This is a genomic window from Zoogloea sp. GDB6 (assembly GCF_056724105.1).
In genome coordinates this window covers 966,522-980,161 of record NZ_CM161497.1, presented here as the reverse complement: position 1 = coordinate 980,161, position 13,640 = coordinate 966,522, and the positions used below count along the sequence as shown (strand labels likewise).

Annotated in this window: 13 protein-coding genes; 3 read left to right on the top strand and 10 right to left on the bottom strand. The window is 69.4% G+C overall.

Translation table 11 applies throughout. The features are described from left to right. Positions 1 to 45 precede the first annotated feature (45 nt). Genes AC1PQG_RS04400 through AC1PQG_RS04385 form a run of 4 tightly spaced genes read right to left on the bottom strand, consistent with a single transcriptional unit; the run spans position 46 to position 4,828 of the window. A complete protein-coding gene (locus AC1PQG_RS04400) occupies positions 46 to 1,125 on the bottom strand; it encodes an ABC transporter substrate-binding protein (RefSeq protein WP_481121440.1) in 1,080 nt (359 codons plus the stop codon). A gap of 36 nt (positions 1,126 to 1,161) precedes the next feature. After that, on the bottom strand, positions 1,162 to 2,181 hold the full coding sequence (locus tag AC1PQG_RS04395) for an amidohydrolase family protein (RefSeq protein ID WP_481121439.1): 1,020 nt from the start codon (positions 2,179 to 2,181) through the stop codon (positions 1,162 to 1,164). Positions 2,182 to 2,213: 32 nt separating this feature from the next. Continuing rightward, a complete protein-coding gene (locus AC1PQG_RS04390) occupies positions 2,214 to 3,476 on the bottom strand; it encodes an acyl-CoA dehydrogenase family protein (protein ID WP_481121438.1) in 1,263 nt (420 codons plus the stop codon). 32 nt (positions 3,477 to 3,508) lie between these two features. Then, positions 3,509 to 4,828: an MFS transporter gene (locus tag AC1PQG_RS04385; protein ID WP_481121437.1), complete on the bottom strand. Its 1,320-nt coding sequence runs from the start codon at positions 4,826 to 4,828 to the stop codon at positions 3,509 to 3,511. A gap of 342 nt (positions 4,829 to 5,170) precedes the next feature. On the opposite strand from AC1PQG_RS04385, the gene AC1PQG_RS04380 reads away from it, so the two are divergent. Further along, on the top strand, positions 5,171 to 6,256 hold the full coding sequence (locus tag AC1PQG_RS04380; RefSeq protein WP_481121436.1) for an AraC family transcriptional regulator: 1,086 nt from the start codon (positions 5,171 to 5,173) through the stop codon (positions 6,254 to 6,256). A 157-nt stretch (positions 6,257 to 6,413) separates the two neighbouring features. After that, the gene (locus tag AC1PQG_RS04375; protein WP_481121435.1) at positions 6,414 to 6,971 is read left to right on the top strand and encodes a M15 family metallopeptidase; all 558 of its coding nucleotides are present in this window, start codon (positions 6,414 to 6,416) and stop codon (positions 6,969 to 6,971) included. Between the two features lie 12 nt (positions 6,972 to 6,983). Here AC1PQG_RS04375 and AC1PQG_RS04370 read toward each other — a convergent pair whose 3' ends face one another. Genes AC1PQG_RS04370 through petA form a run of 4 tightly spaced genes read right to left on the bottom strand, consistent with a single transcriptional unit; the run spans position 6,984 to position 8,868 of the window. Beyond that, positions 6,984 to 7,229, bottom strand: a complete 246-nt coding sequence (locus AC1PQG_RS04370; RefSeq protein ID WP_481115463.1) for a YfhL family 4Fe-4S dicluster ferredoxin — start codon at positions 7,227 to 7,229, stop codon at positions 6,984 to 6,986. 14 nt (positions 7,230 to 7,243) lie between these two features. Continuing rightward, entirely contained in the window at positions 7,244 to 7,909 is a 666-nt protein-coding gene (locus AC1PQG_RS04365) for an MBL fold metallo-hydrolase (RefSeq protein ID WP_481121434.1), read from the bottom strand. An 11-nt stretch (positions 7,910 to 7,920) separates the two neighbouring features. Next, positions 7,921 to 8,220 carry a cyd operon YbgE family protein gene (locus tag AC1PQG_RS04360; protein WP_481121433.1) on the bottom strand — a complete coding sequence of 100 codons (300 nt, stop codon included), beginning with the start codon at positions 8,218 to 8,220 and terminating at the stop codon, positions 7,921 to 7,923. Between the two features lie 18 nt (positions 8,221 to 8,238). Continuing rightward, on the bottom strand, positions 8,239 to 8,868 hold the full coding sequence (gene petA, locus AC1PQG_RS04355; protein ID WP_481121432.1) for a ubiquinol-cytochrome c reductase iron-sulfur subunit: 630 nt from the start codon (positions 8,866 to 8,868) through the stop codon (positions 8,239 to 8,241). A gap of 293 nt (positions 8,869 to 9,161) precedes the next feature. Here petA and AC1PQG_RS04350 point away from each other — a divergent pair, with 293 nt between their 5' ends. Beyond that, positions 9,162 to 10,496 carry a sigma-54 interaction domain-containing protein gene (locus AC1PQG_RS04350; protein ID WP_481121431.1) on the top strand — a complete coding sequence of 445 codons (1,335 nt, stop codon included), beginning with the start codon at positions 9,162 to 9,164 and terminating at the stop codon, positions 10,494 to 10,496. 151 nt (positions 10,497 to 10,647) lie between these two features. On the opposite strand, the gene ccoG is transcribed toward AC1PQG_RS04350, so the two are convergent. After that, complete coding sequence (ccoG, locus tag AC1PQG_RS04345; protein WP_481121430.1) at positions 10,648 to 12,087, bottom strand: cytochrome c oxidase accessory protein CcoG; 1,440 nt, start codon at positions 12,085 to 12,087, stop codon at positions 10,648 to 10,650. 270 nt (positions 12,088 to 12,357) lie between these two features. Next, positions 12,358 to 13,602, bottom strand: coding sequence for an MFS transporter (locus tag AC1PQG_RS04340; protein WP_481121429.1), 1,245 nt, complete (start codon positions 13,600 to 13,602; stop codon positions 12,358 to 12,360). Positions 13,603 to 13,640: the final 38 nt, after the last annotated feature.

Here is a 13,640-nt window from a genome sequence, read left to right as displayed (position 1 = left end):
GTTTCAATGGAAAAGGGGAATAAGGGTCGGGAATCGGGACCCGGGCTAGACCTTGCCGGCGGCCTTCCAGTCGGCCAGCAGCAGCCGGGCCTCGGCGAGGGGCGCCGGGTCCACCCACGGCCCGATATCGAAGTCCTGCGGGATGAAGCCGTGCTCGAGCAGGAAGTCCTTCTGCACGCGCAGGCTGGCGACCTTGTCCGCGTCCAGGTCGATCTGCACCCCCTGGGCTACGCTGTCGTAGGCGCCGGCCAAGGTCTGCGGGGCGACGTTGAAGTCGCGGGCGATCAAGGTCACGGTCTCGTCCGGGTGGGCCAGCGCCCATTCGGCAGCCTGCAGCAGGCGGGCCAGGTAGCGCACCACGATGTCGCGCCGTTCCTCGAGCAGCGCCCCGCTCACCGCCAGGCCGCGCAGCACCGAGGGATGCACGCGGGCCAGCGGGTCCGGGTTGTCGCGGCTCTCATACACGGTACGGATGCCCAGTTCGGCCTCCACATCGGCCGGCAGGCGGGCGAACACCGCGTCCACCTGCCCGGTGCGCAGGGCTTCGGCGAGCACCGCGGCCTGCTCCCTGAAATAGTCGCGGCGCAGCCCGTCGGGCCCCGGCTCGGTGGAATGGGGCGGCGCCGGCAGATCGACGCGTTGCACGTCGGCAAGGCTGAGTCCGGCAGTGGCGAGGGCCGCCGAGAAGAGCTTGAGCTGCTGGGCGATCATCAGGTCGAAGGCCTGCTCGGCCCGCCCGATGATGCCGACGCGGCGGCCCTTGAGGTCGGCCGGCGTGGCGATGCCGGACGCGGCCAGCACCTTCAGCGGGTAGGAGCCTTCCAGCCAGGCCAGCGCGACGATGCGGTTATCCACCCCGTGGGCGCGCGCCCACACCGCCGGCGCGTGGCCGGCGTTGCGGACCCACAGGCGTTCGTGGTGGGCGTAGGCCAGCTTGCCGGTGAAGCCGATGGACTTGAACGTCACGTCGAAGCCGGGCTCGTCGGCGAACTCGTCCTGCAGGTAGCCCAGCTGGTAGGCCAGCGCCGAGGCGGTGGGCACCGCCGGGCAGCGGGTCAGGCTGAGGGCGCTGCGGGTCGGGGTGGCGGTGGGCGCGGGCGGGGCCGCGCCGAGGGTCACGGTCATCGGAATCTCCTGGGTCGATGCGGGGCCGGGCGGCGCTCAGGCGGCCCGGGCCAGGCGTTCGAGAATCTCCCGCCCGTTGTTGAAGAGGGTCTGCAGCGTTACGGCGTCGAGGCCGCTGCCGCGCACCGCGGCCAGCACCGGTGCACTCGGCACCAGCGGGTAGTCGGAGCCGAAGAGGATCCGCTCGGCCCCCAGCACGCGCACCGCCAGGCCGAGGGCTTGCGGATCGCTGCCGAGCACGCCGGTGTCGATATACACCCGGCGCAGCGCCGGCAGCTGCGGCGGCAGGCCTTCCTTGCGGCCCCGCGCGTCGATGGAGCCGGCCAGCGCCGGCAGGATGCCGCCGAGCATGGCGAGCTGCACCGTCACGTCCGGGTAGCGTTCGAGGTAATCCGTGAGGGCCAGGGTGATCCACGCGGCGGAGAACTGGGACGTGGATTCCAGCAGCCAGCGGGCGGTGGCGGCGTCGGCCGCCGGCGGATGGGCCCACTGCCCCGGCACGCTGGGATGGGCCAGGCCGGTGTGCAGGTAGAGGTGGCTACCGTGGCGCTGGGCCACTTCGAGGATGGGCGCCACGTGGCGGGCGCCGTCCAGGCTGAGGAAGGCGCCGGCCGGCAGCACCGCGCCGATCAGGCCCAGCTCCCGGTGGGCCCGGTCGAGCTCGCGGGCCGACCATTCGACGTCGGCGGTGGTCAGCGCGGCGAGGCCGCTGAGGCGGCCCGGATGGCGGGACACCAGCTCCGCCAGGTCGTCGTTGTAGTCGCCGAACAGCGTGCGGGAGGCCGCCGCGTCGAGGGCCGGGTCGACACCCAGCGTGGTCGGCCACGAGATCACCTGGTGGTCGATGCCGGCCTCGTCGATGTGGGCGATGCGCGTCGGCCCGTCGAAGAAGGTCGGGCCGATGGGGATCGCACGGGACAGCACCGAGCTGTTCACCAGGAACTCCAGCCCGCCGTCGGGGCGGCGCTGCACGCGGGGCGCGGCGTCGCGCGTTTCGAGGAAGGCCAGCGCGCGGGGCGACAGCCAGTGGGTGTGCCAGTCGATGATCTTTGTCATGGTCGGGTTCTCTCTCGGGGTCGGGGGGCGGATCAGGCCTGGGCGGGTTCGGGGAAACGCGACGGGAAGCGCGGCAGGGTGCCGTTCAGCGCGTAGTCGCCAACCAGGCGCAGGGACAGGACCAGCGGGTCGTGGGAGGCCAGCGTGCGGACGTCGCGCCAGTAGCGGTCGAAGTCGTTGGCGGCGCTGGTGCCGCGGCCGCCGGCGAACTCGAAGACCCGCGGCGTCACCTCCAGCGCGATCTGCGAGGCGTGGGAGCGCAGGCCGAGGGACTTCACCGACAGCTCGGACAGGCCGTCCTCGTCGATGTGGGCGCGGCCGTCCCAGCCTGCCTGCAGGTCGGCGATGAAGCGGTCGAAGTAGCCCAGCGCCGCCTCGACCTTGATCCACAGATCGGCGAACTGGGTCTGCACCAGCGGATCGCCGCCGATGGAACTGGCGCCCGGCAGGATCGACTGGCGCCGGTCGTGCAGCGCGTAGTCGCGGGCGGCGTCCAGCGCGGCCAGCGCCAAGCCGAGGTACACCGCCGAGTAGTACAGCGCCCCGAAGGTGGTCCAGAAGGGCAGCACGCTGCGCTGGGCGCCGGCATGCTTCCACGGGATCACCTCGTCCGCGTAGAGGCGCACGTTGTCGAAGCTGACGGTGCTGGAGTCGGCGCCGCGCAGGCCGATGGGGTTCCAGTCGTCGTGGAAGCGGATGCCTTCCCGGTCGGTCGGCAGGTAGCCGTAGATGAAGTGCTGGCGGTTGCTGTGCTCGGCCAGCACGGTGGTGACGTTGGCGAGGGGCGCGCCGGTGTTCCACTTCTTGACGCCGTTGATGACGTAGCCGCCATCCGGGTGGGGCGTGGCGAAGAACTCCCGGTTCACGTACTGGGTCACGTTGCCCCAGTACCAGCGCCCGGCGGTGGCCTGGCGCACGATGGCGGCGTTGTCGCCGGTGAAGTCGTGGAACAGCGGCACCGCCGAGTTGTACATGTGGAAGCCCAGCAGCGCGCCCACCGAGCCGTCGCCGCGGGCGATCTCCAGCACCGACCAGGCGGCGTCGCGCACGCTGCCCCCTCCCCCGCCGTGCTCCCGCGGGTAGAAGAGGTTGACGATGCCGGTCTCGCGCAGGCGGCGGATCGCGTCGGCGGGACGGATGCGCTGGTGGTCGCGCTCGGCGGCGCCGGGCTTGAGCTCGGCGGCGAGGGCGCGGGCGGCGGCGATCCAGTCGCCGGGATAGGGCTCGAAGCGGAGGTCGGCGGGCGCAGCGGCGCGGGCGGCGTCCCGTTCGGGAGTCGCGGTGATGAGGCTCATGGCAGGCTTTCGTTGCGGGTTGCGGGGGAAGTTCAGGACGCGGTGGGCAGCACGCGGGCCGGGCTCAGCTTGATGGCCACGGCCAGCCCCAGCCAGACCAGGCCGGCGGCCAGGTAGCAGGCCGGCGCCACCAGCACCGCGGTGGCGAGGGAGTAGCGGTCGGACAGCACGCCGACCAGCTCGGGGCCGATGACGCCGGCCACGCCGGAGGTCAGCACCACCGAGAAGGCCGCGGCGCTGTTGCGCAGGCGCGGCGGCACGGTCTCCACCACCAGCGTGGTCAGCGTGCCGGCGCTGAGGCCGAAGCTGGTGATGGCGGCGACGATCAGGACCTGCGCCAGGGCCAGGTCGGCGGTGGTGTAGGCCAGCGTGAAGGCCGCCGCGGCGATCACCGAGGTGCTGCTCAGGAAGGCCGGGAAGCCCCAGCGGTACTGGCGCAGGAACAGGCTCGACAGGTAGCCGCCGATCAGCCCGGCCGGCAGCGTGAAGAGCAGCGTCTGGGCCAGGAAGGCCGAGGCCTGCTGGTTGGCGAGCCCATGGACGCGGTGCAGGAAGGCCGGAATCCACATCTGCACCGACATGGCGGTGAAGAAGAACACCAGCGCCACGCCATGCAGCACGTAGCCGGGGCTGCGGAACACCGCCAGGCTGGCGCGGAAGTCAGGCCGTTCGACCGGCTTGCCATCGGCCGCCCGCGCCTCGCTGCCGCCCAGCTCCGGCTCGCGGACCCACAGCAGCGCCAGGAACAGCGCGATGCCTGGCACCCCGGCGACGAAGAAGGCAGCCCGCCAGCCATACCGGGCGGCAACCCAGCCGCCGACGGCCAGCGCCAGCGCGGCGCCGATCTTGTTCTTCAGCATGTACAGCGAGAACACCAGGTTGCGCCACTTGGGGCGGTACAGATCGGCCAGCCAGCTCGGCGCCAGGCTGTTGTAGGCGGCCTCGCCGAAGCCGGTGACGATGCGCCACAGGAGCAGGCCGGCGAAGCCCTCGGCGAGCCCGGTGGCCGCCGCCGCCACGCTCCACAGCAGCACGCCGGCCAGCAGCACCACCTTGCGCCCGAGGCGGTTGGCGAGGAAACCGAAGACCGGCGCGCCGACGATGCCGGCCAGGGTGAACAGGGATGACAGGCGGCCGATCTGCTCGTCGCTGAAGCCGAACTCGTTCTTGATCGGCGTGAGCAGCGACGCAATGATCATCGCGTCCATCACGCAGACCACGCCGAGGGCCAGCAGCAGCGCCAGGGAGGCATGCGCGCCCCAGTCGCGGGACGCCGCGGCGTCGGCCGGATTCGGGAGGCGATCGGCCGGCGGCAATGGCGCGGCAAGAGTGGATTCGCTGGGCGGGGCCATGGTCGGAAATAAATGAATGAATAAAAGGGTATTGGTTCCGGTGCCCCGTCCAATTCGCGGCGGGGCCCATCGCCAAATCTGGACGCTATTGTTGGCGAGCGCCCCCTCCTCGGAGAAGGACAATCCGTGCCACGTTTAGAAGGATTAATGGATTGCTTATCGCAAGGATTGCGTTTGGGGCACGCTGCGCCTTTGTTATATTTTTTCCGGGGCGCCTGGCGGCGGACTGCCGCGCCTTTCGACTTTCCCTATTGGGCCTCGCAAGAAGCCGCCGCTCCCGATACCCATTCACGCCCGCCGCGTACCCGGCGACGCCCACCAATCCGATCATGGAGAGCCCCGATGGGATACCTGGACCCGGACAATCTGCGCCACACGGTTTCCACTGCGGGCTACGGCGCCGCCCGGGGCTGGGACATCGGCATCCACGACCGCCAGTTCACGCTCTACCAGCTGTCCGGGCTGATCGCCTGGGCCCGCGAACGGGGCGCCCTGCCGCCCGCGCTGGAGCGGGAGCTGGGGCTCGACGTGTCGGCCCAGGACTGGCCGTCGATGGTGATCTCCTACGTGGACCTGCGGCGCATCCTCGAACGGCTGTGGCACGGCGCCGACAAGGGGGAATCCCTTTTCAATCACGCGTCGCGCGTCAATTTCGCCAGCTTCGGCCTCATCGGGCTGGCGGCCATGGCTTTTCCCACCGGCGAGGAAGGCATCCGCTTCTGCGCGCGCAGTTTCCGCACCGCGTGGAGTGCGCTGCCGGAAACCGGCGGCGATGGCGGACTGCGCATGCAGCATATTCCGAAATTCCACGACCCGGAAATGCGCAGCGCCCTCGAGCTATTCCATTTCGTCAATTGCCTGTCGGTATCCCGCTCGCGCACGCCGGGCATTCCGATTGCGCGGCAGGTGGAGCTGACGAATTCCGAAGGTATTTCCCGGCAGGCCCTGGAGGACTTTTTCGGCTGCCCGGTGAAACTCGGCGCCGATATCGCCCAGATCCATTTCACGCGGGAGTGGATCCAGCGCCCGACCGGCGTGCCCAATTCCGACGTGCGGACCCAGCTGCTGCGCCTGTGCGCCCAGGTGGACAGCGCCGAGGTGCCGGGCGCCCGCACGCCGCTGCAGTTCCTGTCCGACCACATCCGCGAGATCCGCTCGTCGGAGGAGATGGCCCGCTACATGGGGGTCAGCCGCCGCACGCTGGCGCGCATGCTCGACCGGGAAGGCGTCAGCTACAGCGTACTGTCGCGGGCGGCCCGCTCCCTCCATGCGCAGCGCATGCTGCGCGGCCGGGAGCCGATCCGCGAGGTTGCCGACGTGCTCGGCTTCGCCGACGAACGCAGCTTCCGCCGCGCCTTCCGCGAATGGACCGGCCTGTCACCGAGCGACTACCGGGCCCGCCACGGTGCCGGGGATGTTCTGGCCTGACCGGCTGATGGCAGCCACGCGGGCAAGCTGCGCCACGCAAACTGAGCCTGTCCCCCAGCGGGAGGACGGACACGCACCGCTGCGGCGTGCCTGTCGCACGGCCTTCGTATTAGGATAGCGGCGGGCCTCATCGGCCCCCCCCTTCACGCCCACGGCCATGGCTCCCTCTCTTTCCAGCCCGCAGACGCAGCTGCCCGACCTCCTCCACCAACTCGGCATCCCGGCCAGCGAGATCGCCCGGCGCGGACTGCCGGTGTTCGTGGAAGCGCAGGACCTGGTCGTGGTGGAAACCCTTGCCGCCCGGGGCTTTCTGCTGCAGCCGCGGGCGGCCCAGGCGTGGTGGGAGATGCAGGCCGCGGCGGCAGCGGACGGGGTCGTGCTGGAGCTGGTATCGGCCTTCCGCAGCATCGAGCGCCAGGCGGAGCTGATCCGCCGCAAGCTGGACAATGGCCTCGCGCTGGCCGACATCCTGAGCGTGCTGGCTATTCCGGGCACGTCGGAACACCACACCGGCTGCGCCATCGACGTGACGACGCCGGGCTGTCCGCCGGCGGACGCGTCCTTCGAAGACACCGCCGCCTTCGTGTGGCTGAACGCCCATGCGGCAGGTCATGGCTATACCCTGTCTTTCCCGCGCAACAATCCCGAGGGCTATCTCTATGAGCCCTGGCACTGGTGCTTCGAGCGGGATCGGCTGCTGGCCGAAGCAGACTGAACGGTCTTTCCTTCAAGCCCTCGTCCGCTCGTATTTCGCATGTAGTTCGTCCCGGCTCTCCACATGTGCCGGGTCATGGACGATGCAGTCCACCGGACAGCTCTGGATGCACTGTGCCTCATCGAAGTGGCCAACGCATTCGGTGCATCTGGCGGGGTCGACCACATAGATGTCGTCTCCCTGGGAAATAGCTTCGTTAGGGCACTCGGGAACGCACACGTCGCAGCTGATGCATTCCTCGGTAATCATCAAGGCCATGGTTTTCTCCTGATTCAAAGAGATTGGGAATCGAAACGGAAGCCAGCGGGCTTCGGCCGCTGGCGTTCCCGGAAAGCAGTCATGAAGGCATCGCGGGAACGCGGCAGGAAGAAGGGGTTGCGCTGGCGTTCCTCGCCGATCGTCGACACCGTGCGCCCATGCACGTCATGGCCGGGAAAGACCAGCACCTCGTCGGGCAGCGTGAACAGCCGGTGCACGACCGAGTCGTAGATGCGCCCCGGATCGCAGACCTCCCCTTCCGCCAGGCCGCAGCCGCCCAGCTCCAGCGCGTCGCCGCAGAACAGGCGGTCCTGCCACAGGTAGCTCACGCTGAACGGCGTATGGCCGGGCGTGGCGATCACGCGGATCGCCTCGGCGCCGACGAGAAGCGTGTCGCCATCGCCGGCGGCCCGGTAGCGTTCGCCGCCGCCCGGCGGCGCGCCGGCCACCAACGGCACCGCCGGATAGAGATGGGCCAGGCGTTCCAGCATGTCGCCATGGACATGGGTCAGCAGGATCATCCGCAGCTCGAAGCGGCGCTCGGCCAGCAGGGATTGAAGCAACAGCGCCTGGCAGGGATCGGGATTGGGATCGACGGCGACCGCCGCCGCCGCTTCCGCCGGGGCGAACAGGTAGCTCATCGCGGAAGTCTGCGGGTCGAAGAACTGCCGGAAGTACATTGCGGCGCTCCTCAATGCCCCGCCATCCGCAGCACGGCCATCACGAGCGCGGACAGGCAGGCTTGGCTGGATGCGGCGAGCCGCAGCGGCCGCCACGCGGGCAGCGCGCCGAAGCCGCTCGCGAATCCGGCGACCATCGCCCACAGCAGCCACAGGGCAGCGAGCGGGTCGGCAACGCCCCAGCGGTCCAGCGCGATGTGTGGAAAGGCCGTCAACAGCACGGCCAGCAGGACGCCGGTCAGCAGGGACAGCCGCCGCAGCCCGGGGTCTGTGTCATCGGGCATTCCCGCGTCGGGATGAATCTTGCGCATGGCCATCCTCCACCGACCTCAGGCCGCCGCCGCATCGTCCGCGCCAATCAGCAGACGGGTGTCGCTGAGGTACTTGTAGGGCGGGATCTCCAGGTTGGTCGGTGCAGGCTTGTTCTTGAAGACCCGCCCCGCCAGATCGAAGGTCGAGCCATGGCAGGGGCACAGGAAGCCGCCGGGCCAGTCGGCGCCGAGGGCCGGGTTACCGGCCTGGAAGGCGCTGGACGGCGAGCAGCCGAGATGGGTACAGATGCCGACCGCCACGAAGATCTCCGGATTGCGCGAGCGATGGGTGTTGCGGGCGTAATCGGGCTGCTGGGAGGCCACGCCGGATTGGGGATCGACCAGCTGGGGCTCGGCTCGGGCCAGCGCGGCCAGCATGTCGGGGGTACGCCGCAGGATCCACACCGGCTTACCGCGCCATTCGACAACCATCAGCTCGCCCGGCGCGAGCTTGTCGATGTCCACCTCGACCGGCGCCCCGGCGGCCATCGCCCGCTCGGACGGGGTCAGCGTCGCCACGAAGGGCGCGGCGGCGGCCACGGCCAGCGCCCCGCCGGCTCCGGCGGTGGCGATGAGCAGGGTCCGGCGGGACGGATCGCGGGGAGATTCGGGTCCGCCGAAGGCGGGCGGCAGGGTCGTGGTGGGCATGGAATCCTCTCGGTTGGGCTGGCGGTGGTGGTCACGCTGTATCAGCTCCGGCTAATCAACATCCATGCCATCCCAATGCACAACGACACCCCCTTTCACATCAATTACTTACGCACCCACAGCGCCGAGCATGCTGCCATCGGGCCTGCCACGCGCACTGCCACGACCTTGCCTGGCAGTTCTTTCGGCCACCAGGACGGAATGAGCTCCGAAACAGGCCTCCCGGAGTGATTTGACCGTGGCGGTCTGCCATGACAGCATCCGGCAGTCCATCTGGCAGAAAGCCTTTCCCCATGAGCATCGGCCCCCATCCCCTCCCCGAACTCGTCTCCTTCCTCGACACGTTGCCGGAGCCGCACATCCTGTGCGACCGCAACTACCGCATCCTGGCGGCCAACGGCGCCTACCGTGCCAAATGCGAGCGGCCGGACGACTTGATCGGGCGCCACTGCTACGAGGTGTCCCACCACTACCCGGTGCCCTGCGACCAGGCCGGCGAATCCTGCCCGCTGGCGCGCAGCCTGCAGTCCGGCCAGCGGGAGCGCGTGGTGCATCTGCATCACACCGCCGGCGGCGAGCGCTACGAGAACATCGAACTGTCGCCGGTGCGCGACCGGGGCGGCGAGATCGCCTTCTTCATCGAGAAGCTGGAGCCGCTGCCGGTGGCCCGCGGCGTCGCCGCCGACCAGGGGCTGATCGGCCGGGCGCCGGCCTTCCTGGCGATGCTGGAGCTGGTGGCCCGCGTCGCCCCATCCGAAGCGAGCGTGCTGCTGCAGGGGGAGTCCGGCACGGGCAAGGAACTGGCCGCTCAGGCCATCCACGAGGCGAGCCGGCGCGCCGATCGGCCCTTCGTGGCGGTGGATTGCTCCGGCCTCACCGAAACCCTGTTCGAGAGCGAACTGTTCGGCCACGAGCGCGGCGCCTTCACCGGCGCAACCACGCGCAAGAGCGGCCTCGTCGAAGTGGCCAGCGGCGGGACGCTGTTCCTCGATGAGTTGGGCGATATTCCGCTGGCGATGCAGGTCAAGCTGCTGCGCTTGCTGGAGACCGGCACCTACCGGCGGGTCGGCGGCACCGAGCTGATCCGCGCCGACATCCGCCTGGTCTCCGCCACCCACCGGCCGCTCAAGGCCCTGGTGGAAAGGGGCCAGTTCCGCCAGGACCTGTTCTACCGCGTGAATGCCTTTCCGATCAGCCTGCCGCCGCTGCGCCGCCGCCGCGAAGACATCCCGCTGCTGGCCGAAGCCCTGCTCAAACGGGTGGCGCCGGAGCGCCCACTGGGCATCGCCGCGGACGCGCTGGACTGCTTGCTGACCTACGACTACCCGGGCAATGTGCGGGAGCTGCGCAACATCCTGGAGCGCGCCAGCCTGCTGTGTGACGGTGATCTGCTGCAACTGCGGCATCTGCCGGAGGAGCTGCAATTCGGCGAATCCGGCGGCGATGCGGCCGCGGACGCCGGCAACGTATTGAGCCCCGACGCCCTGACCGCCGGGCGCCCTGCAGCACCGAGTGACGCCCAGCTGCGCGCCGCGCTGCAGGGCCACCGGGGCTCGCGCAAGAGCCTGGCGGCGCAGCTGGGCATGAGCGAGCGCACGCTATACCGCCGCATCAAGGAACTGGGCTGACGGGTATCCGGGCAGGCAAGCGCCAGCGAACACCGGCAGCCCCCATCCACCGACCTTCCGGACGTGAAAAGGGGAAGCCGGATCGCTCCTGCTTCCCCTCGCCTGCCGCTGCGCCAACCCCACGCACAGTGGGGCCGACAGCTTCCGGTCCTTACTGCGGTATCAGGAACACCGACTTCTCCCGTACCGCCACGGTTTCATCGTCCAGCGCCTTCACCTCGATATACACGGTGTTGGAGCCGGGCTTGCCCGACTCGGGCGGCGCCGCCACTTCGATGGTGACCGACTTGAGTTCCGCCGCATCCAGCTCGATCGGCCCGGCCGGGCTCAGCTTCACCCCGTCCAGCCCGCTCGCCGATAGGGCATAGCGCCGCGGCTTCTCGGTCATGTTCATCACCTGCAGATTGTACACGTTGGCGATCAGGCCCCCTTCGATCTCCCGGCTCAGCGTCGAGCGGTCCTTGATCACATCGACCCGCAGCGTCGAGCGCGTCGCCAGACCCCACACGAAGGCCGTGCAGATCGCCACCAGCACCCCGGCGTAGATCAGGATCCGCGGGCGCATCACGTGCCCGACGATCTCCTTCCTGCCCCAGTGCCGCTTCATCGCGTTCTCGGTGGTGTAGCGGATCAGCCCCTTGGGGTAGTTCATCTTGTCCATCACCTGGTCGCAGGCGTCGATACACGCCGCGCAGCCGATGCACTCGTACTGCATGCCGTTGCGGATGTCGATGCCGGTCGGGCAGACCTGCACGCAGATGCCGCAGTCGACGCAGTCGCCCTTGCCCACCGTCTTCGGCTCGACGCCCTTGCGCCGCGCGCCGCGCGGCTCGCCCCGCTCGGGGTCGTAGGTGATCACCAGCGTGTCCGGGTCGAACATCACGCCCTGGAAGCGGGCATACGGGCACATGTACTTGCAGACCTGCTCGCGCATCACGCCGGCAAACAGGTAGGTGAAGCCGCCGTAGAAGCAAATCCAGAACAGCTCCCACGGGCCGAAGCTGAACGTCGCCGCCTCGTGCAGCAGTTCGTGCATCGGCGTGAAGTAGCCGACCAGCGTGAAACCCGTCCACAGCGCCAGGGCGCCCCAGGCGCCGAACTTGGCACCCTTGATCGCCAGCTTGCGGGCGCTCAGCGGGGCCTGGTCCAGCTTCATGCGCTGGGCGCGGTTGCCTTCGATCTTCTCCTCGATCCACATGAAGATCTCGGTATAGACGGTCTGCGGGCACGAATAGCCACACCATAGCCGCCCCGCCACCGCCGTGAAGAAGAACAGCGAATACGCGCTGATGATCAGCAGGATCGCCAGAAAGAACACGTCCTGCGGCCAGAAGATCCAGCCAAAGATGTAAAACTTGCGCTGCACTACGTCCAGCAGCACCGCTTGCCGGCCATTCCACGGCAGCCAGCACAGGCCGTAGAAAATGATCTGCGTCGCCCACACCAGAATCCACCGCCAGGTCGCAAAGCGGCCCGTCACCGCACGGGGGTAAACCTTCTGGCGGACAGCGTAGAGGGTGTCTTCAGTTTCCGCCCGCGCCCTGGCCTGGGAGTCGGGAGGGATGATGGTTCGAGGGTCTGCTTCGCTCATGGCTGCAAGGAACTCGCGTTGAAATGGGTCGGCACCACGGCGAAAACTGCTTCACGAAACCGTGGCGAATCACCCTATCCATAACAACATCCGTGCCATCTGGCCCGGCCGGCGGAAAGCCCCTGTGATCAAGGGTTTGGCCTGAGCTGCCGCTGGCCCGGCGCGCCACGCTGGCAGTCTTCTGACAGAAACGCTGCCACAGCTGGCAGCGTTTCTGTCCGGAACACGTGGCGGCAAGCCCTTGCCACCACCGCGACCGTCGCCCCCCAATCAGTCGCGCAGCCCGCGCACGGCGAGTGCCGCCAGGGACGTCAGCATCGCCAGGCCGGTGACCGCCAGCCAGCCCCACTGGGCAAACAGCAGGCTGCCGGCCACCGCCCCCGCCGCCATGCCGACGAACATGCTCACCACCAGGACCGCATTAAGACGGCTGCGCGCACCGCTGTCGAGGCCATACACGATGCTCTGGTGGGCGATCAGCGAGGCCTGTACGCCGAGGTCGAAGCCCACCGTGGCGATACCCAGCACCACCAGCTGGACGGTCGGCGGCAACTGCGTGCCGAGCCCCATCAGACCGAAGGACAGTGCGGCGAGGCCAGACGCCAGGCGGATCACCAGGGCCGGTCCGCGACGGTCCGCCAGATGGCCAGCCATCGGCGCGGCCAGCGCACCGGCCGCACCCGCCAGCCCGAAGGCACCGGCGGCGGCACTCCCCAGATGGAAGGGCGCGCCGTGCAGCATCAGCGCCAGCGTGGACCAGAAGGCGCTGAAGCCCACCGACAGCAGCCCCTGGGCCAGCGCCGCGCGGCGCAGCTCCGCATGGCGACCCAGCAGCGCCGGCAAGGACGCAAGCAGGGCACGGTAGGACAGCTGCGTGGTCGGCGCGAACTGCGGCAGCCAGCGCCACGCGGCCACGCCGATGAGCGCAATGCCGACCGCCGCCGCGGCGAACATCGCCCGCCAGCCCCAGTACTCGGCCACCAGTCCGCTGACCACGCGGGACAGCAGGATGCCCATCAAGAGGCCGGTCATCACCGTGCCGACGATGCGCCCGCGGCTCTGCTCCGGCGCGAGGCTGGCGGCGGCCGGCACGAAATCCTGGGCCAGCGTGGCGGTCAGGCCGATGGCCAGGCTGGCCAGCAGGAAGCCGCCGAAGTCCCCGGCCAACCCGGCCGCCAGCAGGGCCAGCACCAGCAGCACCGACTTGCCGAGAATGATCTGACGGCGGTCGTGGCGGTCGCCCAGCGGCGCCAACAGCAGGATGCCCAGCGCGTAGCCGAGCTGGGTCAGGGTCGGCACGAAGCCGGCTTCCCGCGCGCCGGCGCCGAACTCGGCCGTCAGCACGCCGAGCAGCGGCTGGCTGTAGTACAGGGACGCGACGGACAGGCCGGCGCCCGCCGCCAGCAGGAAGATCAGCGAGCGGGCCGGCCGACGGACCTCCGGCAGCGCCGGCTCGATCAACTCCGGTGCCAGCGGGACGGCCAGCGGGTCATGCGTCTTGCAAATGGAAGTCATGGCAAAGCTCCTGTTTCATGGGTGAACGAAGCTTGCCC

Excerpts from the sequence above, each read along its gene's own strand:
- AC1PQG_RS04380 (WP_481121436.1), top strand. The coding sequence starts at position 5,171 with ATGGGATACCTGGACCCGGACAATCTGCGCCACACGGTTTCCACTGCG.
- AC1PQG_RS04385 (WP_481121437.1), bottom strand. The coding sequence starts at position 4,828 with ATGGCCCCGCCCAGCGAATCCACTCTTGCCGCGCCATTGCCGCCGGCC.
- AC1PQG_RS04370 (WP_481115463.1), bottom strand. The coding sequence starts at position 7,229 with ATGGCCTTGATGATTACCGAGGAATGCATCAGCTGCGACGTGTGCGTT.
- AC1PQG_RS04360 (WP_481121433.1), bottom strand. The coding sequence starts at position 8,220 with ATGCGCAAGATTCATCCCGACGCGGGAATGCCCGATGACACAGACCCC.
- AC1PQG_RS04375 (WP_481121435.1), top strand. The coding sequence starts at position 6,414 with ATGGCTCCCTCTCTTTCCAGCCCGCAGACGCAGCTGCCCGACCTCCTC.
- AC1PQG_RS04400 (WP_481121440.1), bottom strand. The coding sequence starts at position 1,125 with ATGACCGTGACCCTCGGCGCGGCCCCGCCCGCGCCCACCGCCACCCCG.
- AC1PQG_RS04390 (WP_481121438.1), bottom strand. The coding sequence starts at position 3,476 with ATGAGCCTCATCACCGCGACTCCCGAACGGGACGCCGCCCGCGCCGCT.
- ccoG (WP_481121430.1), bottom strand. The coding sequence starts at position 12,087 with ATGAGCGAAGCAGACCCTCGAACCATCATCCCTCCCGACTCCCAGGCC.
- AC1PQG_RS04340 (WP_481121429.1), bottom strand. The coding sequence starts at position 13,602 with ATGACTTCCATTTGCAAGACGCATGACCCGCTGGCCGTCCCGCTGGCA.
- AC1PQG_RS04350 (WP_481121431.1), top strand. The coding sequence starts at position 9,162 with ATGAGCATCGGCCCCCATCCCCTCCCCGAACTCGTCTCCTTCCTCGAC.
- petA (WP_481121432.1), bottom strand. The coding sequence starts at position 8,868 with ATGCCCACCACGACCCTGCCGCCCGCCTTCGGCGGACCCGAATCTCCC.
- AC1PQG_RS04365 (WP_481121434.1), bottom strand. The coding sequence starts at position 7,909 with ATGTACTTCCGGCAGTTCTTCGACCCGCAGACTTCCGCGATGAGCTAC.
- AC1PQG_RS04395 (WP_481121439.1), bottom strand. The coding sequence starts at position 2,181 with ATGACAAAGATCATCGACTGGCACACCCACTGGCTGTCGCCCCGCGCG.